The sequence below is a fragment of the [Bacteroides] pectinophilus genome, from assembly GCA_025146925.1.
In the GTDB taxonomy this organism is placed as follows: Bacteria; Bacillota; Clostridia; order Lachnospirales; family Lachnospiraceae; genus Bacteroides_F; species Bacteroides_F pectinophilus.
Window position 1 is genome coordinate 2887184 of the sequence record CP102260.1, and the last position, 24754, is coordinate 2911937.

Consider the following 24754-nt stretch of genomic DNA (forward strand, 5'->3'; position numbering starts at 1 on the left):
ATAAAATTTCAATATGTCAATTATGCAATTCCTACCACATGAATGGCGGCTGCCGCACCAACCTGTGTTGACAGGTCAATCGTTCTTCCTGCCAGTTCTATTACCGGCCTGCTTATACTCTGCTTGTTAATTCCTTTCAGCTTGGCAGTATAGCCGTTAGACAGAGTGACTTTGCTTCCTACATATGTGCCAAGAATATTCATCAGGAACTCTTCAAGCATTGCCATATCGAACTTTCCTTCAAGCTCCTTCACCATAATCGAAGCAATCTTAAACGGGCATATCTTGTCCCTGTATGCTCTCTCTGCCGTCATAGCTTCATAAGAATCTGCTATTGCAATCATTCTTCCGTATTCACTGATTCTGTTAAAATCATATCCCATAGGATATCCCGAGCCATCGCATCTCTCATGGTGGTCGAGAATAGCTCTCTTTACTGATTCGGGAATCTCAGTATTCTTAATCATCATATAACCGTTTATTGAATGCTTCTTAACCTGCGCAAATTCCGCCTCTGTAAGAGGTCTTGCCGCATCGAGTATCCCAAGCGGAAGCTGCAGCTTGCCGATATCATGTATAAATCCTGCGAGCGTTACTTCCTTAACTGCTTCCGGAGGCATCTTTCTCCACATTGCAAATTCAAAACATATAAGTGCCACATTGGATGAATGTGCAAATACAGTATCCGAATAGTCATGAAGCTGCTTTATAAGCTCTGCATAATCAAATACCTGCGGTGCTTCACGGATAATCTTTATTACTGCATCAACAACCGGCTTTATTCCTTCTTCTGTCCGGAATACAACCATATTACGTGCCGCAATCATGTCTTCCGCTATATAAGAAAGTGCATCATCGACATCATCTTTCTCAGACTCATCCGCCTTTACCTTAATCACACGTATTCTGTTAGCCTTAAGCAGATCTATAAGTTTTTTATCAACCACCTGCTTTTCGGATGCAATCACAGCACCAAACGGTGTGCTTACATCCTCAGCAATAATCATTCCCTCTGCAAGTTCATCCAGTTCTATCTTCTTTATCATACGCTTCTCCATTCATTACCAGCCGAAGTAATTATTAATTCCCTGCACAAGTCCGTCCCCAAGTACTGCCAGAGCAGCGTCATCATGCCTGGAAGATGCATTACCAAGTTCTATATCCACTGAAGGTATTGTGCTGTACGAGGTCTGTGTAAGATCTATCTGCATACTGCCGCCTCCGTTAATCTTTGCACCCTTTGCCCTGAGCGCGCTGATAAGGCTGCTTCCGAGCACATCATGTTCTTCCCATATCCGGGCAACCGGGTCCATTGTCTTAATCGCATCCGGCACCGCAATATAAAAGCAGCCCTTATCATAATCAAGTCCGTCACCGTCCCAGTGAAGTGATATATGACAATCTGCAACATTGTTACATATAACTGTTCTTGCGACATTGTCAAGCTGCACATCTTCACCATCCCGCAGCATAAGCACATCATATCCCTCTGCAAGAAGCTTCTGCTTAAGTATATGCGCCATATTGAGTGTAACCGTGCTCTCGGCAGTCCCGTCTGCAAATGTCATTCCGCCTGATACAGCCACAGCCTCAATAGCCCCTGCTGCCGTTGTGCCTCCCGTAGTCTTGGGAGAACCATCCGGATGGCACCATGTCTTAACCGATGAGCCGCCATTCGTTCCGTGTCCGGCATTAACACCTACTATTATATCCTTACGGTTGGCAGCCGCCTTATACATGACTGCATATCCTGAATTAATGGCAGAATTGCCCGAATACTGCCATGTTCTGTCCAGATATATCTTCTGCCCGTCCTCATATACCCTTCGTCCGTTAATCACAGCGGGCTCTGTCTTATTCTGAGCCGTCTGCGCCATAGATTCCTGTACTGAAGCTTCCAGAAGCACATCAGTTGTACCTGTCCCGGCAGTATTATGTTCATCAGAAGAATCCTCTGCACCGCCAATATACACCCGACTCTCCTGTGTCTGCAAATCCACATTACTGCCGGCATCAGATGATGCGCCGCACGCACTTACGCCAAAGAGCATCATTCCGGCACATACAGCCGCTGCACATCTGGCTTTTATGCGCTTATCCGTAAAAAGTCCCATTATATCATTATCCTTTCTTACCGTTCCACCTTCTCACTAATCTTATATTAAATCCGAGTACTTTCTTTAAAAAAGCCGCCGTAACACTCACCGGTCTTCTTATCGGTCTCATCCACAGCCATATCATACATACAGCACGATATATAATTGAATCGGTACTTATGCTTCTTCCGTTACGTTCAAGTACCGTCATAACGCCTATAATCTGTTCTGCCTTAATCGGTCCCTCGACAGCGGTCTGATTATCTCCGACAAAATAGAAACCATCCGCATCATGCCTGAATATACGGTGTATTACAAGTATACCGCTGCTGCGTCTGTAAAGAGCCACATCTCCTCTCTTAAGCCCATCTGCTTCTGTGCTCTCAATTATTACCGAATCCCTTCCCGGCACAATGAGCGGATACATGCTGTATCCCTGTGGCTTTATGCGGACTGCCTTACCCATACCAAGCAATCCTTCTATACTCTGAATATTACTGTCACCCAAATTCTGTCTCCTGTCTTATTCGCACACATATCACACATACATAACGTAAAAGCGGACACGATATAACATATTATACCCTGTCCGCTTTATAATGTGAAGTTAATTATTAAAATACCGGTTCTTATAACACCGTCTTCATCCCAATCAGTTTATCTCAGTTAATTCTTCTCCGGCATTCCGTCAGGACATCCCTTATAGTCTCCTCTGAAATATGAACCGCTGCTCTGTCTTCCGTCTGTTGCTGAACATGCCTGACATGTATCTACTCCCGGGTTAGCCTGCTTTCTTCCGTATCTGCAGACTGTCTCATTATTATCATCTCCACTGGCTGCATATACGCCTTCAGCCTTCTCATCAAGTTTCTCTACTACAGGTCTGCTATATTCTTTCATAATTATTCCTCCGCTCTGCACACTCTGTTGCGAAAATTTATTTAATAATTATAGATATATTATTATCAATTTGTCAATAGTATGTTATCTTATTATAAATACATTAAAAGGAGTCTGGATTCATGCTTAATTTATCCGGTTACAAGCCTTCTGACAGGTACATGCTGCGAAGTCTGCACGGCACATATTACCTTATTCCGACCGGTCAGGATATAGCCATGCACCGCAATGCAATAAAGCTTAACGATACCGGCCTTATTATATGGGATGCCATTACTAACGGCATTCCGATGGATAAAATTCCCTCCGTAATAAGGCAGAGGCTTACTGCGGACGGCATTGATATGTCATCAGTTTCTGATGAAGAGCTGTCAGATGATGCATACACATTTATCCGCTCGCTTATATGCCAGAGTGCACTCGTAACAGCAGAATGTACTGACAGCCGGCTGCATTCCGGCAGCACGGACAGTCTGTCTTTTGACGCCTGTTATAAGATTGGCGGTCTTACAACAGGCTTTATCGGCTGCACAGACTGCCTTGACATATCTCTTGAGGATTTCAGGACTGATATACCAAATGGTGCTGTTGATCAGCTGTGGCGGCTTTGCCCACTTATTGATATGCCGGAATTTGACGGACGTATGATTATCCATACCGTACAGCTTGAGCTGTTTGAGTCCGGCGGATGGTATGTCATGACATTTCCGTCTAACAGGCATCTTCTTATGTGCCGCATTACTACCGACGGAACTGCAGCAGAGTTTTTTTATGACCACCGCGACATGCCTGAAGCCCGCACAGAACTTTTCTACGGACTGCGCAATGCATTCCTTGTAGCCGCACAGCAGCATGGTATGTTCGCGCTTCATTCCGCTTCCATAAAGTACAACGGCTATGCACTGCTCTTCTGTGGACAGTCAGGCACAGGCAAGTCAACACACACCGCGTTCTGGCATGAGCTTTTTGGGACACCTTATCTTAACGGTGACATTAATCTTACCGGAATTGAAGACGGCGTGGCTTATGTATATGGCATCCCGTGGTGCGGAACATCGGGCATATATACGACAGACCGTGTTCCTGTCGGTACAATAACACTTCTCAGACAGGCTTCTGACAACCATGTAAGCATACCTTCGCCTGACAGTGCACAGCTTCTTGTGGCGCAGCGCATGATATCCCCAACATGGTGCATACCGCTTGCAGACATGAATCTTGATTATGCCGGCAGACTTCAGGACTGCTGCCATATACTTAAGCTCTCATGTACGGCCTCACCTGATGCCGCACGCGTAATGAAAGCATACATTGATAATGTAAGGATAGGAGGCATCACAGCAGATGCTTAAGCACTTTAAAGAACGCATACATTTTTACAGTGGGCGCATACGTGACGGACGCCTGCATGAATTCATCGCACAGACGCTGTGGCTGTACTCTTATGTAACCAGATACAAATGGCAGATTGCAGCCTATACGCTTATCGGTCTTACCGGAACTGCCACTTCACTTATAAGCAGTATTATTTCCAAGGACATGGTTGACATAATCACCGGGCATCAGACCGGCGCTCTTGTTAAGACGTTCTGCCTTTTTATAGGATTTTCAATAGGCAATATTATTGTTGCGCAGCTTTCAAGCTACATCTCCAATATGATTTCCCTGAGGGTAGATACTGATATCAAAGCAGATATCTTTGATAAGATGCTTGTCACAGATTGGGAGGAACTTTCCAATTACCATACCGGCGACCTTATGACGAGATGGAGTTCTGATGCATCAACGATATCGAACGGTGTCCTTAACTGGGTTCCCAATCTGGTTATATACACTGTTAAGTTTGTGAGTTCCTTTGCAGTTGTAATATATTATGATCCTGCATTTGCACTCGTTGCCATGCTCGGAATCCCTGTAAGCATAGTAATGTCACGTTCAATGCTTAAGCGCATACAGGACAATAACCGCAATGCAGCACAGATTAATGCGCGCATGGCAGGATTTAACCAGGAAACATTTTCCAACATGCAGACAATAAAGGCTTTTGATCTCCTCAAGGTATATTCAATGCGTCTGAGACAGTACCAGCGCGAATACCGCGATATGAAGACAGCATACCTAAGGCTTGGAATGCTTACGGGAATCATAATGTCACTTGTAGGGATTGTTGTATCCTACAGCTGTTATGCCCTCGGAATATACCGCGTATGGAGCGGAGCCATATCATACGGTACAATGACCCTGTTCCTGTCACTTGCCAATTCTCTTACAGGCACCCTTAATAACCTTATATCGCTTGTCCCGACAGCAATATCAATTACAACATCCGCCGGACGCCTTATGGATATACTCAGCATGCCTAAGGAAGACTATTCCGGAAGAGAAGAAGCCGCACATTTCTATGAAAGCCACAGAAGAGATGGACTTTCTGTTGTACTTAAGGATATAAGTTACACATATCACAACGGACGCTGCGTATTTGATAATGCCTGCTTTGAGGCACACCCTCACCGGATAGCTGCAATCGTCGGTCCTTCAGGTGAAGGCAAGACATCGCTGCTGCGTATAATTCTCGCACTTCTCAAGCCGCAGTCAGGCAGCATGTGTTTACAGGCCGGCAGTGACAGTCTTGCGATAACGCCTTCCGTGCGTCAGCTTTTTTCATATGTGCCTCAGGGCAACACTATGTTCTCCGGGACAATAGCCGAGAATATGCGTGCAGTTAAGCCTGACGCAACAGATGACGAGATTGAAGAAGCACTCAGGATGGCGTGCGCATGGGATTTTGTAAATGCCTGCGAAGATGGAATCTACAGCCGAATCGGCGAACGCGGGTTAGGTTTTTCAGAAGGCCAGTCACAGCGTCTTTCCATTGCCCGCGCACTTATCAGACATTCTCCTATACTGCTTCTTGACGAAGCTACATCCGCGCTTGATGAAGATACAGAAAATAACATTCTCACCAACATAATGCAGGATTCATATCCGCGCACATGCATAGTCACGACCCACCGTCCTAACGTACTCCGTATATGCAGTTGTGTATACAGGATTTCCGACAGGAAGTGCATACGGCAGTAAATACTTAAAATTCAATCTGCTCCACCCGGCAAAAAACAGGCATATGTCTCATCCGTACACTGTATGTACGATGCGTGACATATGCCTGTTCTATCATCTGCTCTATTATATACTTAATGCATAACTAATACCTGTTCCGGTTGCCTGCAATTACCATGCACGGTCTGTAGGGCTCTTGCCTTCCTGCTCCCAGCCCGGCTTACGGAATCCGTTATCGTTGTCGTATGATCCCCACTGAAGCTCTTCAAGCCCGCAATATCCCTGTCTGTAACAGTTACATCCGAGACATCCGAATGTGTCCTTAACTGAGCCGTCTGATGATGTGTAATTCATATTCTGGTACTGGCCGTTCATATACTTGCTCTCACAGCTTACCGGTCCGTTCTGATTCCCGCCCTGTGTGCTTCCGCTTGCAGCATATACGCCTTCTCCGGTCTCTTCGGTTACAGCCACTGCCGGTCTGATATACTCCTTCATAAAACCATCTCCCTTATTGCAATACTACTCTCAATCTCTGATTTTCACACTATTCTAATGAAAAAGATTGTCATTTGTTTTCCTTATAATATATTACAAATGAGCTGAAGTCAAGATTTATGCAATATTTTCACATTTCATCTTTTGCCGTCTTCTGTACTGAATATGTGCATATTTTTAACAATACGGCTTCTTGCATGTGCTTTTTTCATTACCTTCAATGTCGATACACGCCTCAGATTCCTGTTATTATGCACAAATACCACCAATGTCTTAGCCCACAGGTACGGCCACATAATAATCTTGTTCGCATGCTTTGGATTATTAAGCTGCATCTGATGGTGAAACTCACGCATATAATCAGCCGGTGAATTGCCTCTCATAACAACCATTCTGTCATTCGCTGATTTGCCGAATTCCTCTGCTGTGAGTATCTCATCCATGAACAGACGGACATCCTGCCTGTCATAATCCTGATATGCAATAAATGCTGCATTTTCCTTTCTCAGCCCCAGATATTCAACACAGACTGCCGTTACCATAGATGCGAATCCAAGTATTCCGCTCTCTGATGCCATTTTGACAAAATCTTTCCTGATATCCTCATCATCACATGTATTCCAGAATACCACCCAGTCGCAGAGAAGCTTAATTCCAAATCCCGCCCTTAAAAAATGCTGCAGCATATGAACGAGCAGATAATATGCCTCCTGCGTCCTTGTACATACAGGAATCCGGTATCCCATAATCTCTGTCATCTCACAGCCGGCAAGCATATCACTCGCAAGCTTTTTCATATATACATTCATGTCCTGATTATCAAATGGTTCCGCAAGCAGCCTGTGAAGCTCAATTGTGATTCCCTCATCCGATACGAACTCCGCATGGTGCTGTGAATGCTGATGCTTTTTTTCGATATAGCCGTAGCCCTTAATCAGTCTTCTTGCACATTCAAAATTCTCACCGTCACCTGCAAGTATGTCTATATCTCCCGACTTGCGGAGGAATGGCGAAGGATAATACCTTGCTGCAGACACACCCTTTAACACAACAGATTTAACATTATTATCCGCAAGGAGTTTAGTTATACACGCAGTAACATACAAAAGCCTGTTATTCTGTATAAATGCAGTTGAAGCGCTCTTCTTTGCTGCCTTAACCGCACCCGCAGCCTTAACATCACTGTATTCCTCAAGGCTGTCATATATGAGTGAAAGCACTGCATGATCTGCCGCAAGTGATATTGCCTCCTTAAGTATATCCGCATCATATCTGTTTATGTCAAAGCCTGCCATAAACCTGCAGCCACAGCCCTCATCACTATCCTGCCCTGCTATTGAATTCTTCACGATATCCAGAAGACATTCCTCTTCCGGTGATAATGCCATAAGGACATTTTTATAATCAGCCATGAATCCTCTTCTCCACAAGTTGCTTTATCTTGCCTGCCACGAACCTGAACTCAGGTGTTCTGTAATGTATCACACATATAATAATATTCGGTACAATAACACATATTATCCCGCGTACTATAATCTCATATATGCATCCGCCGTTTATATGTGAGCATATCATATGCGTGACAAACCACACTGCCGCCGCTTCAATTACATATGCCGCATATCTGATAAAATACTCACTGACAGGCGCTTTAAAATGATGCTTATAAAGCACATACGGTTCCACCCATACGGTTGTCATCAGCATGCTTATCGTTGTTCCCATAAATACGCCTATCGTTCCGAGCCGCTTTGCCAGTATTATTGATATAACAAGGTTCAGCACCGCCGTTATTACCGCGTTATGCCTGTCAAACCAGAACAGCCCAATTGAATCACGGAATACAAGCGCCGCCTTGCGCATACCGGTAAGAAAAAAATTGATACAGAGCACAAGAACTATCTCTTCAGCAAATACATACTGCTTTCCGAAGCTCAGCTCAACAAACGGATTAAGCAGCTCAAACAGGCAGATTGCCGCAAATGTATACAGCCAGTGTGTCACAAAGAATACCGATTTAAACACCTCTCTGACTTTCTTTGCATCAGACGTAACACTCAGATTGCCAACACTTGCCGTAATCCCCTGAAAACATCCTGTAAGCACCTGCTGCACGGACGCAATGACCAGATAGTAATTAGAATAACAGCCGACGCTCATAATTCCGACAACAGAAGAAAGAATCAGGTTATCCGTATTATTGACCGCAACATTGCCAAGCCTGTGCATGAGCATTGCCCGTATATTACGGAAATTGGCACCCATCTCCTCCTTCGGCAGCGGCTTTGCGTCATGCTCCCGAAGAAACGGATACAGCGAATCTGCCTTTTTCGATATAAGGATGTTGGATATAAGCGTTGTCGCAATATTCACAAAAAGATAGATATAAAAATTATGTGTTGTCACTAAGAATATTATCTGCACAACGTCCTGAACAGCCCATGACGTAGTCTTGTACACCGTTCCTATATACATAAGCTGGTGCGCGTCCATCATAGTCTTTTTGTAGACAAGCATATATGACAGTGATGTATTTACAAGATACAATATGTAAATAAATGTAATATGCCCAACTTCCTGCTGATTCTTCACAAGGACATCCATAAACGGAATCACGAGAAGTCCAAGTCCGAACACAACAACCGCAACCGTGTTGTAGAACCTCCTGAACAGCCGCATAACAGACTTCTGTTTCTCAATGTCATTATCCGCTATCGGACGGTACAGTGCGTATGATATCGCTGTCTCAAGCCCCATCTCCGAGAGCGACAGTATATTAAGAATATCCATGAACAGTCCGTTAATGCCGACGTAGCTTGCGCTGAGAGTATGTGTAAATACTATTCTCAGCACATAGCCCATCACTATTGCAAATGCCCTTGAAAACATTGCAACTGTCGTATTATGTGCGGAATATTCTGTCCTGCTTTTTGTTTCCATGGTTTACCCTGTCTTACCTTTCAAACGAGGATTTATCCGGCAGTATGCTCTCAAATGCCGAATTAATCTTATTCTTTATTCCCTCAAAATCTGTTACGCGGTCGGAATCATTTATGCAGATTACACGCGCCTTCTGCTTTCTTATTATGTCCGCCGCCCTGTCTGCTCCGCCCGGAAGTTCACAATAGCTCAGGCCCTCCGCAATATTCGCCGGTGTAAAATTACCGCTCAGCTTCTGCCAGTCACGGATAAGATACTGATTCACATCATCCCCGCGGAAGTGGTGGCTGCATGTCTGCGTGAGAATATCATTTTCAAGCTCCCACACCTTTCCGAATGTACTTTTGCAAAATGCCGCAGGTCCATGTGTATCATAAAATCCCGTGAATAGCGGAAATGCCAGCTCCAGCAGATTATATCCGAAATAAAGCAGCGGATACCCCGGTTTGAAGTAGCTTCCCGGCTGCTTCTTAACATTCTCTCTTTTGTCAAAATACTTACTTAGCACAAGTGCATTATTGAGCAGTATATGTGACATGACCGGATTGGCAGGATTAGCCACAACAGGCTGGAATGCCAGCATATCGCGCGGTCTGCCGTTTCTAAAGAAGTCTTCTTTGGCTGCCGGCTTTAACAGAAAAACATCATCATTAAAATATACAAATTTTTCCGAAAGCCCCTCTATCCTGTGAAAATTAAGCTCGATTGTATTCGAGTTAAATGTAGGCAGGAACTGCTCTGGTATGTAATCCTTATGATTTACGATATGCAGCTTCGGAGCATCCGTATTCATCCACGGCGGAATATGTCCCCACGTCACAAAATGTATCTTATTAACCCACGGTGCAAACTTCTCGACCCCGCGGAACCAGTATTGCAGATTGTCCCAGCTGTAATACCTCGCACCGCTGTTGTCTTCTATGGAATCACCGTTTTTAAGGCTATCACTCCCGCATCTGCCCTCTGATGACACACTTTTACCAATGTCTGATGACACTGCATTTCTTTCTTTGAGCCATTCAGGGTCGGAACCATCCACCCAGGGTATCACAAAATCTATTCTCTCATTGTCTGATGAATTATCTGCCATAATCTATTCCCTCGTATTATATATTCTCCCAGTGCTGTTTCTCTGCTTTTTAAATGAAATTATAGCATCTTCGCAGCGTAAATGCTATAATACTTTGACCTTCATATTTATAATATATATCAGAAAGAGTTTTAATTTCATGAAAAATCATTCCAGAATTCATATAATCCGGATGCGTTCACTTGTCATTGCGGCTGTAACTGCTGCACTTGCCATTGCCGCTGCATTATGCATTTATACCGGTCTGAATATTATACGCGTTGGATATGACAGCGCCAAGTTCTCTGAATCTGCAAAAGAGCTTAATAATCCATACAGGGGATGGTACTGTCTGTACGGCTACCGCCTGACTTCAGGCGCTTCCGGTGCTGTTCCCGATCTCACATCAAAGCTTGAGCTTGAAACAGACCGCGACCCACAGTCTAACCGCCTTGTCCTTATCGAGATTAATCTTGCCGCATTCAGGGATTCCCGGATAGACAGGCAGGGACTTGCGCAGATAGACACTATCCTGTCTGCATGGGAGCGTACCGGCAAAAGTATAATTCTTCGTTTTCTCTATGACTGGGACGGACTTGCAGTACAGAGTGAACCTGACAGCATAGACATCATTATGCAGCACATGCGTGATACCGCAGATATAGTCAACAGACATGCCGGTTCCATATATACGATGCAGGGGCTTTTTACCGGAAACTGCGGTGAGATGACAGGCTCCCGTTACATGAGCAGTGATGATATACAGGCGCTTGCCCGCTGCCTTGCCTCTTCAACTCTGTCCTCAATAAAGCTTGCGGTACGCACTCCTGCACAATGGCGCACAATTCCTCAGGACTGCTCTTACCGCTTCGGTCTGTTCAATGACGGGATGACCGGTTCGGTCTATGACCTCGGAACCTACAGTGACCGCACCGTTACTTCAGATTATACCTCAAGATGGGCGCGTGCCGATGAACTTGCCTTCCAGAATAATCTGTGCCGCTATGCTCCTAACGGAGGTGAGGCAGTTATCGACAACATTTACAATGATTATCCCGGTGTGATTACTGACCTTAGCACAATGGGGATATCGTACCTTAACTCAATGCACGATGCTGCCGTACTCAACAAATGGAAGTCCGTCACCTACAACACCGGTGACATTAGCGAAGCCGGCATTGATAAAAATACCGTCTACAACGGCATGTCTGTGTATGATTATATCTCCATGCATCTTGGCTACCGCTACCTTGTTACCGGCAGCAGGCTTGAAGCTGTAAGCTTCCCCGGAACTTTACGCAAAATGCGTACTCTGACCGTAAGTATATGCAACATGGGCTTTGCCGGCTGCTACAACGATTTTGACCTGAATATCACTCTATATGACAATAATAATACTGCTGCTGCCGTGTTAACCCCTGACGATTTTGATATGAAGAGCCTCACCGGAGGAAGCTTCTCCGATGTTACTTTTACATTTGATTCGTCACAGCTTGCAGAAGGAACTTATACTGCGGTGCTTACATGTACTGACCGCATGACTGGGGAAAGAATAGATTTTTCCAACGAAAATGACAGAGATGACGGCGGGGTCACGGTCGGTTATATAAAAAGGAGTCCCACGTGGTAATGTCTTTTAGTTAAGACATTGCCGGGCGTGGGCTCCTTTTAAACTTAGCTTACGTTCTTACATACCTCTGATTTCTGCTATTTGGCTTATCAGGTATCGTCATACGAATCAAATTCATCTCAATTGCCGGATGAAGATAATTTCTTCTGAATCCTTCCTTTGCCTTTAGTCCGAGCTTCTCCATAAGAGCATTGCCGGTGTAAGGAATCTCATATTCCATAACCTCAAGCAATTTTTGTACCGTTTCAGGAAGATATTCATTTTCCCCGTTAATCTGAATAGAAATATCATCAAGAATCTTATCAATCTGAGATAACATAAATTCAACAAAAATTGTTGATTCTCCTGCAACATGGCACTGAGCAATAGCATCATAATATTCGTCCTGAAATTTTTCAATCCGGCTCTCAATCGGAATATATTCAAATACCTGTTTCCATTTTGATAAAATGGCAGTGTGCCATAATCTTGCCATTCTGCCGTTACCGTCAGCAAACGGGTGAATAAATACAAACTCATAATGAAATACACTGCTTAAAATCAACGGATGAATATCCTTTCGTGCTTCCTTCATCCATGCAAATAAATCATTCATAAGCTGCGGTACAAATCGTGCCGGAGGTGCCATAAAGATGCATTGTTCACCATTAAAAACCCCTTCTTCTCCAGAACGAAATTCACCGGATTCTTCCACAAGATACTTTGTCATTATTCCATGAAACTTTTTTAAATGCCGAATATCATAGGGATTAATCTCCACAAGATGCTCATATGCTGTATATGCATTTTTCACCTCCTGAATTTCTTTTTGTTCACCTAATACAGCCTTGCCGTTAATTACATCACGAACCTGTCCCAAAGTCAGCGAGTTCGCTTCAATCTTCAAAGAAGAATGAATCGACTTAATTCTGTTATTCTTCCTCAAATGTGGTTTCGATTCCAGATTACCTATTACAGATATCCGTCCTATTTTTTCAGAAATTGATGATACATATGACAGCATTTTGTTTGTTATTGTAAAAGGCGGCCTATATTCACCCATAAAACACCTCCCTTATCTTGCGTATTATCTTACGCATTATCTTCCTCTATTATACGTGTTTTGCCGCCAAAATTCAATTTTTCTTATTTCTTTCCAGCTTTCTTTCCAGCTCCTCATACAGCCCTTCATAATTACTGATTCTGTAACATCTCCATGTATCACCGTATATGACCTGACACTTATCATTCCGGAAATACCATGATGCCTGTGTTCCGTCCTGATAGTATACCCTCACTGTCTGTTCCGGCTCATTATTTCCGATTTTGTCAGACACGTCAAACGGCTTAACCTGTCTGCCCTTTACATCCTTAAGCTTCGTATTGATAATAAAGCTTTCATTAAACGGCAGGTGAGCATCGGTATCAGACGGATAGATTATATAATCCGGCATTTTGCCGCTTACGCCCATATCATGTGCCACATTGACCACAAACGCCGCATTGGAAAGCCACCATACCAAAGTTATTACAACAATCAATACCGCCATCCCCAGTGACAGTACTGCCATCACAACTGACCCTGTGTTTTCTTTCATTTAATTATCCCCCTATGTTCTCATTTTTCCTTACCACAGCTCCCACCAGCAGCGCAGCGCCCGCACCTTCATTGGCAAATCCCAGCACCTTTGCATCCTTTACTCTCTCCAGCCTGAGCCATAATGTAGCCACTGCTTCACTGTTGAAGCTGTCATTGTCCATCTGATGCATTTCCCGCTCATGCACTTCAGGCATATAAGAGCATTCCTGCGGCAGCCTGATTACGGCAGTACACTCATCCCCCGGCTTAATCCGCGACATGTCGCTCATAACCTCTGCGCGGCTTATGCAGCCTCCGTCCTTACCTCGGAACTCTGCCAGTAATCTTACCCTGTCATATACGCAGGCAAAACCCCGGTTGGCTATTCTGACATTTATATATATACTGCCAACGCCTGTCTGTGTCTTACCGCCTGTCTCCTCTTCTGCATCCCGGCCTACCGCTGTATCAGTCACAACGAATCTGTACCCCAGATGCGTGCCTATATAGTCATATCCATTATTACTTCTCCATTTATCAAGGACTGCCATGTCATACTGTCTGTTAAGATATGTAATATGCATATTGGCAAGCTCTTTTACCGCGTTATCATAATCATTAAGCGGATTGTCATGTATTACCTCTCCTCCACAGACCGCATAAGTGCAGACTTCATCCTGATAATCAGCCCATACCGTGCGCCCTCCGGCATAAGTACACATATCATCCTCCGATGAAAGTATCGCATCATTGTATAGTGCCGGACGCAGAATGTCTGTGTCCGTATCCGCGTTACCTGTACCCATATACCGGGTAAGATATTTCATAATAAATCTGTGCTGCATCGGTGTTCTCACTGCTATCCTCACCTTGTTCCCGCATGCAGACACAAGGGTCTCATACAGCTCACAGACTGCATTTTCCGAAAGAAACTTTGAGTCATGCATCTCGCCCCAGCTTCCGACAAATATTCCCTGATGCACAATTATGTTATCTGCGTGTGCGGCGATTACAGAGCCTAACTGACGCATGTGCCCGGCTACATTTTTAATAAGGGACGGCTCATGCTCCATCCCTTTTCCTTCAGTGTCATATGTAATTCTTAATATCACTTCACGGCTGTGCTTCTCAAACCACGTAAGAATACGGTCTGCACGGTCAAGCTCCGCATCCGTGAACGGTGAGCCTGTCCCAACTCCCGGCTGTCTTCTGCCTATATCAATGCGCACAAGTGCAATAACATCCCCGTCGGCAAGTGACCATACAAGATTATCAAAATCCGGTTCTTCGCTTATCACAAACGGATAAAGACCGTACCAGCCCTTAGACGGATTGCCGTCATAATCCGTGCTCTCTTTGCCGAACAGCTTTTCAAATGTAATTAATGAATTACTTCTTCCAGATAAGCACATCCTCTTCTCCCGCCCGCTTTTCTTCTCCAAGCACTTTGTCACGCAAAAGCACCGCAAGTATGCTGTACGTCATTCTGAACATATACATGACCGGCTTAAGTCCCGAATGCATGCTCTTGCCGAACTGTCTCTGATGCATGACTGCCGGAATCTCAACTATTCTGTATCCGCACAACAGCATGTGAAGTATAATGTTGGCATCAGGATATTTGTCATCAAACCGGTTATACCTCGAATAACTCAAAAACGTCCTGTAATTCAGTCCCTGAAGCCCCGTTGTCGGATCCTTAATCTTTCTTCCTGTTCCGCACCATATCATAAAGCTGAACAGGCTGTATGCAAACTTCTTAACCGCAGAGACCTTGAACGGTGAGCTTCCCGGAAGGTATCTTGAGCCAAGAACTATATCCGGATAATGTCCGTCACTGTCAGGTGTCTTAAGTGCGTCATATATTGTTTTTATGTTGCATACGTCATGCTGTCCGTCCGCATCCATCTGTATCACATATCTGTATCCCCTGCGCACGGCATATTTGTATCCAAGCTGGAGTGCACTTCCGTACCCAAGGTTAAATACATGTGTAACAAGCGCAAACTTACGCTCACGGACAATGTAATTAGTATTATCAGATGACGAGTCATTGATGACAAGAGTATCCGCATAATCCGTCACATGCATATTTTCCAGTGCATCAAGCACAGTAGATATATTCTTTTCCTCGTTATATGCCGGTATAATTACCAGCAGATCTTTTTCATCACAGCAGCTCATATATATGCTCCATATCTTTGATATTATTTATCTTCTTTTGGGATGCAGCCAACGCCATCATTTCTGCCTTCTCAGGGTTCTCTGTAAGTTCCTGTATGGCATCAGCTATTTTGCCGGGTGTATATTCAAATAATATACCGTCAACACCATTTTCTATCTGTTCACGGTTACCACTGCAGTCAGATGCCGCTATTACGCAGCCAAGCACCTGTGCCTCCTGAATTGCTATGCTCTTTCCTTCAAATCTTGTCGCATGGACATAGATATCCGTCTGTGCATAATACGGATACGGATTGTTACATGCACCGAGAAGCACAAAATCCTTCTCAAGCCCCGACTTGCGTATCTGCCTGCTTATATCATCACGAAGCGGCCCGTCACCAAGGACATACCATCTTGCCTTAATGCCGCGGTCTTTAAGTATCTTCATGGCTTCAACGGCAATATCATAGCCTTTCTGGTATGTTATCCTGCCAACTGTGAGAAGCCTGATTCCGTCATAATCATCCGTAAATCCGCCCTCAGCCTTTGCACGCTTTTTAATATTCTCTGTATTGAGGAAATTGTGGAACACTCTCGTCTTATCCACATACTCAGGATATACCTTAAGGAAATTCTCCCTAACCTCATCAGATACCGTAAATATCCTGTCAAGCCTGGCATAGCAGCCCCCATCAAGCTTCCTTGTATAGCCTGATTCTGCATAGTCTATATGCACAAAGCCTGCCTTGTGTTTCGCATTAACATAATCAGCCGTATAATATGTGGAGCCTCCCTCAAGATATGCAACCGCAAGGTCAAATTCCTTATCAAACCTGTCAGCGGTATCCGCAAGCACACGCCACATAAGCTTATCCGTCTGAAATCTTCTATCTCTTATCATTGCAAATGCATTCGACACAATATAACCAAAATCCCTGAACAGCCCGCCTCTTAAAAGCAGCGCCCCAAGAACCGTCTTTATCATGTCAGACCTGCCCGCCTTTGCAAGCACTGATATATCACAGTAACGCTTATTGAGCACTATCACATGTGCAGGGACCTCATGAATCATCTCCCCCTGAGCCATAAGCACATACAAATACAGCTCATACCGGCTGCTGTCAAACATATTCATAAGTGCAAGCAGCGCTTTCTCTGCCCCCGCCTGTCCCATTGTATTAATTACAAACAATATGCTTTTCTTGTTATTAACATACTTATCATCCATCATATCTTTGTTATATCCTTACCGGTAATCTGCTTAAGCTCCGCAAGAATCCTCTCATTTTCCTGATTAAGAAGCGACACCTGCATCGCAAGCTCCTGATTGCGCCTTGTCAGAAGTGACACTGCGACTGACAGCTTATACATAACCGCAGCCAGCATAAAAAATGCCACAAACAGTACTATATAATCTGAAGAGCATATAACACTGCTCCATCCGTACAGCCCCGGTATCGTTGAACATATAATTATAAGAATCCCGGCTGCCGCCCAGCTTAATCCAATCCCTTCAGTAACCTTTCTCCTTGCATATGATGCAAAACTCAGTATGATAAGTCCGATTCCGACACATACCATTATCATCCTCAATATAAATGGTGTCATCGTCCCTGCTCCTTTCTCAGATATGCAATACCTGACGGTCTTCCCGCCCTTTTTCTCTTAAGAATACTTCCACGGCAGAATATATGGTAATCTATATTCTTTTCAATCCACCTTAACCTGAAATACGCATAAGTCCAGCCTGCAATTGCTCCCGCAAGAAGTCCTGAACCGTACCACATTCTTGCAAACTGCGCCGCAATCACACTGCCTGCCGCCGTAAAGATAAAAAATATAAGTGCGGTTCTTAACGCCCCCGTTACGTCCTCAAAATAATACAGGAAAATAAACGAGCAGTACATTATAAATACAATAAAATACGCGGCTGCAAGCACCGGATATATAGTCATTACAAGCCCGTTAAATCCAAATCTGTCAAGTACGACGCTGAATACAAGATACATGACAACCGAGATTATGAACTGTACCCTGACAACACTCATAATCTCATTGACAAGCGTACCAAACATCCTGTTTTTCGTCTTTTCAATATCTATATAACGTCCGCCTATTACCGCCTCTGAATATTCTTTATACGATTTGTGAAAATGCATCTCTACATTTGCCATAAAGATAACACTTGTCGAAATATTTGTAAACATCGCGATAAATGATGCCAGATCATAAGACTGCGCATACACAAATGTATCAAGCACATGTGTCCCAAGCTCTGAACCCCAGAACACGAAATTATGCACATAAAGCCCCAGTGCATATAATGTATTGGCTGCTGTCAGCTTCCTGAATCTTCCGATATATTGGATAAGCCTGCCATAATTGCGGCTGCACATTCCAAAATACTGTCTTAAAGCCGCCAGTGCCAGACCTCCGGTTATACAAAGTCCTGCATCAATCGAAATCAGCATTGATATCTCAGCCGCTGCGCCTGCGGCATAGCGAAGAATCAGCGAAAGTACAACCGCAAATGCCATGCCGATGAGATAGAAAAGCATTATCTTCTCATAAGTCTTACATATCGAAAGATAATTCATTGTGTAAAATACAAACACAAGTACCATATATCCTATATATCCAAGCATTATGACCGCCGGTGCAACCTTACCCACGGCAAGTGCGTGTATTACAAATGCAAGGCCCGGAACGGCAGCAATTACCATATTAAGCGCAAGGCCGGTATAATAACACGGCATTATATCACCGAATTTCTCCTCAAATATAATATCTGACATAAGCTTTGATATTACCGCACCCAAAGGAGAAGCCGCAAGCATAGCAAATATAAATATATAGAGCGTTGTGCACAAAAACACTTCTTTTGTTACATACGGAAGATTGTAGAAGCCAAGCAACTTCTCCATAAGAAGAATTGCCGCCATGACTACAACCATCGGAGTTATTGTTACCGCCGTACTGTAGCCCATTCCCGCCAAAGCTGTAACAATGCTTCTTTTTTCAAATAATTTGTTAAGTCTGACACCTATTCCTGCCATTGCTCTCCATCCTGTCCCATTACTCAAATTGCGAATACAGCTCACGATAAGTCTTACGCATATCCTCCAGCCGGTATCCCGACATCACGCGGGCATACCCGTTATCACCCATAGCCCGCCGAAGCTTCTCATCGAGTGCAAGCTTAGTTATCGCTCCTGCTATCTCTTCCATGTTCATTATGTGTGTCACGATTCCCGCATCACCGTAATCATCCTTCTCACCGTGTATCAGTCCGTAGCAGTTACCCACATCCGTTGCTATCACAGGTTTGTGTGCCGCAAAGCTTTCGAGTATCGTAAGCGGCTGGCCTTCACTTATGCTCGTAAGTATTGTAAAGTCCATCCTGCCGATATATTCATCTACATTTACACGCCCTGTAAATACAACATCCTCAAGCTGCATATTTTCAACAAGCGCGTAGCACTCCTTTGCATACTGCTCATCCTCATCGCACGGTCCCATAATCCAGAGCTTCAGCATAGGAACCTTCGCTTTGGCATATGCAAATGCCATAATCAGTGTCTTAACATCCTTAATCGGAGTCACACGAAGCACCGCACCGATATTAATATATCTGTCATCCGGAGCCCTGCCTGCAATATCTGCGAATCTGCCTGTATCTATTCCGTTAGGAGTTATGACAGCTTTGTCTTCCGGGCATCCAAGCTCTATCTGAAGCTCCTTTGCATGTACATACAGGGATGTAACTATATCCGCACGCTGATAAGCCGCATATGACATTTTTCTGAACTGTTCAATCCACAGATTCTTGAACTCCGCAGCAAGCCATTCCGCTTTGATAAGCTCCTCTTCACGCTCTCTTGTATATATTCCGTGCTCGGATACTATAAGCCCGCATTTATAGCGGTGCTTAGCCATACAGCCGAGGATTCCCGCATAGCCCGTAGCTACACAGTGGTACAGGTCTGCCTTCGGAATATCCGATGCCAGCGTAAAGAAAAGCGGCAGATACATCGAGCGCATCGTCCATAAGAAATCCGAAAATATCATATTGCCGTATCTGGCATTATAGCAGTCTCTCACGGCGCTGAAAAAATCAGGTCCCATAAGCAGCTCATCTATGGACAGCCTGTGCCCTGCAAACATATCAAACAGCGTATCCCAGTCCGTATTCTCATTCATGACAAGCCCGTACAGCGCATTATACTGTTTTCTTGTAAGCCGTCTTTTCTTAGGCTTCATCCGCCCCCACTCAGCATCCTCAAGATACACCTCTCGCACCTCAACAACATTGTCCGGAAGTGTGTATTTGAACCTGCCGCTCTGTTCTCTGTTGGAAATAATCGCAAGTATTACGAATTCATATTCAGGAAATGCCTTAATCATGCTGTTTATCCATCCTGATACGCCACCTACCACATACGGATAACAGCCCTCGGCAACCATACATATTCTCATGCTTTCCCTCTCTTCCAATCTGCTGCCTTTCATGCTTTTAATCAGTATACCTCAACGCGTCCGCATCCTTAAGCTTAACTGTGAATTCCCTCTGCTGTGCTGATATAAGATACGCACCGTCCTCTATCTTTTTAAATGAACCGCCATCAACGGCTTCTATCTCTTCTCCGTGCGTCCTCAGAACATAATATGTCACATCCTGGGCTTCATTCTGCAATCTGCTCTGCGTCTCATCCTGTACTCCCGCAAGAGTTACCCTTATCTCATTGCCGTCACGCACACTGCTGCATCTTACCGTCATAAATTGTCTTACGCGGCTGTCAGTCTCAGATACCGTATTCTTGTCAAATGCGCCATAGCTTCCAAGATATCCGTCAAGATTGATTGCAAAGTTCTCATACACATCACTCCACTCAGGCGAATTGTCATCCGGAGCAAGAACATCTGTCATATCAAGCGTCACCGACGAATACCCCAGCGCCGTCTCTATACATCGATTCTTAAAATCATTCATATATGAATAACCCAGCCCGTCATTCGTGGTACGTAGCTCTGTAACATTACTGCTAAGATATGTAAAAAGCCGGTCTGTCGCATCATAATCCGTAACAACCGTGCGGACATCCTTAAGCAGTGACGTTTTAAGCAGGCTCATGGTCTTATCCCTGCCTGACGCATTTATATACATGGATACCAGCCGGTAATCCGGTACATTTCTTCTAAATGTATCATAATCGGCAACTATCTTCTGTCGCATCGTTGAATCCTGAAGGTTATACGCCGCCCATCCCGCTTCATCTCCATTCTCCCTGAACAGCCTGAAATAGTACTCAAGTTCATCAGCATCCGGACCGGCACTGTCCTTATAATTATACTGCGGAGTGACCATATAAGTCACCTTTGCCCCAAGCCTGTTGGTAAGCCCTGACAGGTTCGGCCAGATAATATCGCGCATAGCCTCTGTCATTGTTCTGCTGTAGCGTTTTTTCATCTGCTCACTGTTCTCATCCGCAAATGACGGATAATTGACCGCTATTACACTCTGTGAATTCACGACAGGATATATTATACTTCCTTCTGCCTCGTAAAGCATTGCGGAATATATTCCAAGTGCCGTATTACTCTGCGCATAGTCGGCATTTATCGCAAATATGCAGGATTTGTCAGTTCTGTAGCGCCATATTATACACGGTTCGTCTTCATTGGCAATCTCACCATACATATCATCATGTACGCCTGCCATGTATACCTTGCTTCCCGCTTTAAGCGCATACCACGCAGCATTAGTCTGCATGTCCTGATATTTTTCTTCTTTTTCATTGTCAGCGATATACCACTTCCCGCCGCCGAGCAGGAATCCGTCAAACAGCCTTATCCCCCTGATTGCGGCGTTGTCATGTACAACCTCCCTTATGCCGAGGAGTGAAGACAGGCGCTGGTTGGACTTTATCGTATCCGCAGAAGGAAGGCTGCAAAAAATCACGGTACAGCCTGTATTAACAATACGTTCAATATCCTCTGTGTATCTCGCATAATTAATCCCTGCGGAATCTATAAATATAACCTCCGGCATATGCTGTGACGCGGGAGTGTATGAAGAAGGGTCATCAACGTAGATTATATTTTTACTGTAATATGAACACCACTGCTTAATAACACGCCCTGTATCAGATGATGCACTTCCGCTTCCTATGACAACAGCATAGTCATTCCCATCAGCCACAGCCTGAGCTCCGTCATTCGTCTGTATTGCCGTATTCTGCGTAAGTACGGTGTCTGAATCCGCATAAGGATTAGTTCCGTAATCGTTATAAAAATTTTTCATAAATTCTGAAAACTGGAACATAAAAAGTACCAGAAACATTATAAGCGTAATTGCCAGAAAATTTCTTCTTGAAACCATTGCTCATCACCTAATCAATTGCAAGATTATACAGACTGTATGGGTTCTGTTTCAGCCTGTAGCAGACAAATTCATCATCCTCATAATATACTGTCATCTCATCCGGATACAGCTTCATGAATTTCTGCGCCCAGTAGTACATTTTGGACATAATCACCCATCTGTTCTCGCCATAATAAACTGTTATTCCGCTGCCGGCAGGCGTGCTTCTTGCCGCTCCCTCTTCCGAAACCATCTGTCCGCTGCCTGCATACGGGTGCAGATAATCGAGAGGTCTTTTCTCAACGTAAAAATATACATACTCCGTATTAATCGTAATTCTTCTGTTATCGTGCTTACTTTCACGAAGATGCACAAATGTTATCGGCTCATAATGATATCCGTGTCCGTACAGCATACGAAGCTCGTCATTGGCAGACACTATCGTCCACGTATTATCTTTGTTGTCATGTATAATATTGGTAAGACACGTTATCGCTCCGTTAGTTTCAAGTCTTGATGTTGTAAACGGCTGTCTCACAAGATTATATCCGAAGCCAAGCGCAATAACCGCAACGCCGGCTGCAAGCGATAACAGATTCGCAATCCATCTTTTCCTGAATACTCCGCCAAGCAGAACGCACGGAATATCCACAATAACACTCATTAATATTGTAAGCAGGTAAGCGTAGTAAACTCTCGCCCTGTTATAATCCATAAGCTCAGGAAGCCCAAGCCTCTTAAGCGATACGAGCACCAGCATGAGAACCGACATTACAGCAACTGACACAAGCACCGCGCCATACTGCGTAACATTATACCCTGCCACATATCTCCATCTGTGGAATATCAGCATCAGAATACCTGTCAGTGCTGCCAGCGCCGCACACGCAAGCACCGCCGGTAAGAAATAAGCAATCCTGAATCTGAGCACATTGGCTGTAAGCCCGGAATCTATATTTTTGTATGCTCCTGTAAGCAGGGCGGTAATTCCGGCTGAATTGCTGCTATTGCCACCCACGTTGCCGCCTGAATTGCTGTTCTGCGAAGGCTTGCTGCCTGCTGTCGGAGACGAACCCGAATTGCCGCCTGCAGCAGGCGCGACCTCGCTGCTGCCTGCAGCAGCATTCCCTGTGTTGCCGTCCGCTGCTGCCTTAGTCTCCTTCTCCTCCTGCGCCTCCTTATCAGCTTCCTTATTAACATCAGATGATGTAGTTGAACTCTGTGACGCTTTGCCAAGAATCACATTAATTCCCCAGCCTATAGAGCCCTGAAGCGGCTTGCCCTGTGCAACCGCAATCCCCATCGGAAGTGCTCCTATTATCACGGCAGCAAGTACCGTAACAACAATCCTTCCAAGATACCGCGGTCTGAAGAACCTGAATGCAAATCCAAGCATTATTCCGGCACAGAATATTCCGGCTATTACCGTATCATAAAAATGCACTGCAATCGTCATGGCAAAATTGAGTGCAAAGCCCACAAGATACCATGAAGAATCGACATGCCATTTTTTCTTGAGAAGCCCTTCATCAATCTCTGTCTTACGCACTTCAAAAAACTTTATTGCAAAGTAAACTGCCGGAAGTATGAACAGCATACCGTATTCCTGCGGAAGTGCTCCGAGATATCTCCTCGTACATTCAAGATTGTATATGTCATACCCCGCATATACCAGACATCCGGCGTATGCCGCATATCTTGAACGGCAGATGCCCTTTATGAAAAGCAGCAGCATTATATAAATATAAAATGTCTGCGTGAATCCGAACACTCTCAGAAGCACGTATGTATCAATGCCAAATACCTTGTGCATGTAGAATATAATGCAGTGATACCCGAACGGATACACGCCCGCCGCAAATATATTATTCTCGTCCATTGCATTTATCCAGTAATTGTGTACCGGAAGGTCTGAGAACGCATAACCGTACAGATTGGCATAATTCTGACCGTACACCCACACAAGACATGTTGCCAGTGTTGCAAATAGCAGTGTCTCTATAAGATTATTCTTTACGAATGAAAATATTTTCCTGATAAAGCGCCCAAACTGCGTGTATAAAGACCCAAACAGCATTTTAACAAATGTTTTGAACCCGATAATTCCTTCAAGCCCCTTATGAAGCACCGTAAGTCCGGCAATTATACGTTCAAGCACTCTGTTCAGTTCCTCATTCTCAGATACCTTTCCTTTTCTGAGAACCTTTATGATATATGCAAGTGCAGCAATTCCTACAGCAGCCGTAATCAGCGTTATGCGGTTTGCAATATGCATAAGCTCAAGAGCAAACACTATGTGCATTATATAGAAATTACCAATTGTAAAATATACCATGAGCCGTTCCAGCGCTCTCCTGTCACGTACTTTTCCGTGAAAAAACAACGCCGGTATGCCCACCGTAATAACAGAATACAGTGCAAATATTCCGGTCATCTGTAATATTGTAAGCATTGTCATTGACATCTTAAAATCCGA

At 44.4% G+C, this 24754-nt stretch carries 21 protein-coding genes; 3 read left to right on the plus strand and 18 right to left on the minus strand.

Annotated elements, in window-relative coordinates:
- Positions 1–20: 20 nt before the first annotated feature.
- The 4 genes from NQ488_13720 to NQ488_13735 all read right to left on the minus strand — a co-directional run bounded on the left by NQ488_13720 (position 21) and on the right by NQ488_13735 (position 2996).
- Positions 21–1046, minus strand: coding sequence for an HD domain-containing protein (locus tag NQ488_13720; protein ID UWN95579.1), 1026 nt, complete (start codon positions 1044–1046; stop codon positions 21–23).
- Positions 1047–1061: 15 nt separating this feature from the next.
- Entirely contained in the window at positions 1062–2114 is a 1053-nt protein-coding gene (locus NQ488_13725) for an N-acetylmuramoyl-L-alanine amidase (protein UWN95580.1), read from the minus strand.
- 7 nt (positions 2115–2121) lie between these two features.
- Positions 2122–2604, minus strand: coding sequence for a S24/S26 family peptidase (locus NQ488_13730; GenBank protein ID UWN95581.1), 483 nt, complete (start codon positions 2602–2604; stop codon positions 2122–2124).
- A 158-nt stretch (positions 2605–2762) separates the two neighbouring features.
- The gene (locus NQ488_13735; GenBank protein ID UWN95582.1) at positions 2763–2996 is read right to left on the minus strand and encodes a hypothetical protein; all 234 of its coding nucleotides are present in this window, start codon (positions 2994–2996) and stop codon (positions 2763–2765) included.
- Between the two features lie 122 nt (positions 2997–3118).
- Between NQ488_13735 and NQ488_13740 the strand changes: the two genes are divergently transcribed.
- The gene (locus tag NQ488_13740; protein ID UWN95583.1) at positions 3119–4348 is read left to right on the plus strand and encodes a hypothetical protein; all 1230 of its coding nucleotides are present in this window, start codon (positions 3119–3121) and stop codon (positions 4346–4348) included.
- A complete protein-coding gene (locus tag NQ488_13745) occupies positions 4341–6077 on the plus strand; it encodes an ABC transporter ATP-binding protein/permease (GenBank protein ID UWN95584.1) in 1737 nt (578 codons plus the stop codon). Before NQ488_13740 ends, NQ488_13745 begins: the two co-directional genes overlap by 8 nt.
- Positions 6078–6227: 150 nt before the next feature.
- Here NQ488_13745 and NQ488_13750 read toward each other — a convergent pair whose 3' ends face one another.
- The 4 genes from NQ488_13750 to NQ488_13765 form a co-directional block, all read right to left on the minus strand.
- Positions 6228–6554, minus strand: coding sequence for a hypothetical protein (locus NQ488_13750; protein ID UWN95585.1), 327 nt, complete (start codon positions 6552–6554; stop codon positions 6228–6230).
- Positions 6555–6691: 137 nt separating this feature from the next.
- A complete protein-coding gene (locus NQ488_13755; protein UWN95586.1) occupies positions 6692–7966 on the minus strand; it encodes a nucleotidyltransferase family protein in 1275 nt (424 codons plus the stop codon).
- The gene (locus NQ488_13760) at positions 7959–9494 is read right to left on the minus strand and encodes a lipopolysaccharide biosynthesis protein (GenBank protein ID UWN95587.1); all 1536 of its coding nucleotides are present in this window, start codon (positions 9492–9494) and stop codon (positions 7959–7961) included. Before NQ488_13760 ends, NQ488_13755 begins: the two co-directional genes overlap by 8 nt.
- Before the next feature lie 13 nt (positions 9495–9507).
- A complete protein-coding gene (locus tag NQ488_13765) occupies positions 9508–10584 on the minus strand; it encodes a Stealth CR1 domain-containing protein (protein ID UWN95588.1) in 1077 nt (358 codons plus the stop codon).
- 139 nt (positions 10585–10723) lie between these two features.
- Between NQ488_13765 and NQ488_13770 the strand changes: the two genes are divergently transcribed.
- A complete protein-coding gene (locus NQ488_13770; protein ID UWN95589.1) occupies positions 10724–12193 on the plus strand; it encodes a DUF4832 domain-containing protein in 1470 nt (489 codons plus the stop codon).
- Positions 12194–12242: 49 nt separating this feature from the next.
- Here the strand turns inward: NQ488_13770 and NQ488_13775 are convergent, their stop codons facing one another.
- The 10 genes from NQ488_13775 to NQ488_13820 all read right to left on the minus strand — a co-directional run bounded on the left by NQ488_13775 (position 12243) and on the right by NQ488_13820 (position 24742).
- The gene (locus NQ488_13775; protein UWN95590.1) at positions 12243–13235 is read right to left on the minus strand and encodes a Fic family protein; all 993 of its coding nucleotides are present in this window, start codon (positions 13233–13235) and stop codon (positions 12243–12245) included.
- A 73-nt stretch (positions 13236–13308) separates the two neighbouring features.
- A complete protein-coding gene (locus NQ488_13780; GenBank protein ID UWN95591.1) occupies positions 13309–13770 on the minus strand; it encodes a hypothetical protein in 462 nt (153 codons plus the stop codon).
- 4 nt (positions 13771–13774) lie between these two features.
- Positions 13775–15163, minus strand: a complete 1389-nt coding sequence (locus NQ488_13785) for a DUF4832 domain-containing protein (GenBank protein UWN95592.1) — start codon at positions 15161–15163, stop codon at positions 13775–13777.
- Positions 15141–15935: a glycosyltransferase family 2 protein gene (locus NQ488_13790; GenBank protein ID UWN95593.1), complete on the minus strand. Its 795-nt coding sequence runs from the start codon at positions 15933–15935 to the stop codon at positions 15141–15143. The genes NQ488_13785 and NQ488_13790 overlap by 23 nt, the downstream gene beginning before the upstream one ends.
- Positions 15922–17148 (minus strand): glycosyltransferase, encoded by a 1227-nt coding sequence (locus NQ488_13795; GenBank protein UWN95594.1) that lies wholly within the window; start codon positions 17146–17148, stop codon positions 15922–15924. Before NQ488_13795 ends, NQ488_13790 begins: the two co-directional genes overlap by 14 nt.
- Positions 17145–17525 (minus strand): DUF2304 family protein, encoded by a 381-nt coding sequence (locus NQ488_13800; GenBank protein ID UWN95595.1) that lies wholly within the window; start codon positions 17523–17525, stop codon positions 17145–17147. The genes NQ488_13795 and NQ488_13800 overlap by 4 nt, the downstream gene beginning before the upstream one ends.
- Positions 17522–18973 (minus strand): exopolysaccharide Pel transporter PelG, encoded by a 1452-nt coding sequence (pelG, locus tag NQ488_13805; protein ID UWN95596.1) that lies wholly within the window; start codon positions 18971–18973, stop codon positions 17522–17524. The genes NQ488_13800 and pelG overlap by 4 nt, the downstream gene beginning before the upstream one ends.
- 19 nt (positions 18974–18992) lie before the next feature.
- On the minus strand, positions 18993–20393 hold the full coding sequence (pelF, locus tag NQ488_13810; protein UWN95597.1) for a GT4 family glycosyltransferase PelF: 1401 nt from the start codon (positions 20391–20393) through the stop codon (positions 18993–18995).
- Positions 20394–20430: 37 nt separating this feature from the next.
- Positions 20431–22296 (minus strand): DUF2194 domain-containing protein, encoded by a 1866-nt coding sequence (locus NQ488_13815; protein ID UWN95598.1) that lies wholly within the window; start codon positions 22294–22296, stop codon positions 20431–20433.
- A 10-nt stretch (positions 22297–22306) separates the two neighbouring features.
- On the minus strand, positions 22307–24742 hold the full coding sequence (locus tag NQ488_13820; protein UWN95599.1) for a hypothetical protein: 2436 nt from the start codon (positions 24740–24742) through the stop codon (positions 22307–22309).
- Between the last annotated feature and the right edge of the window lie 12 nt (positions 24743–24754).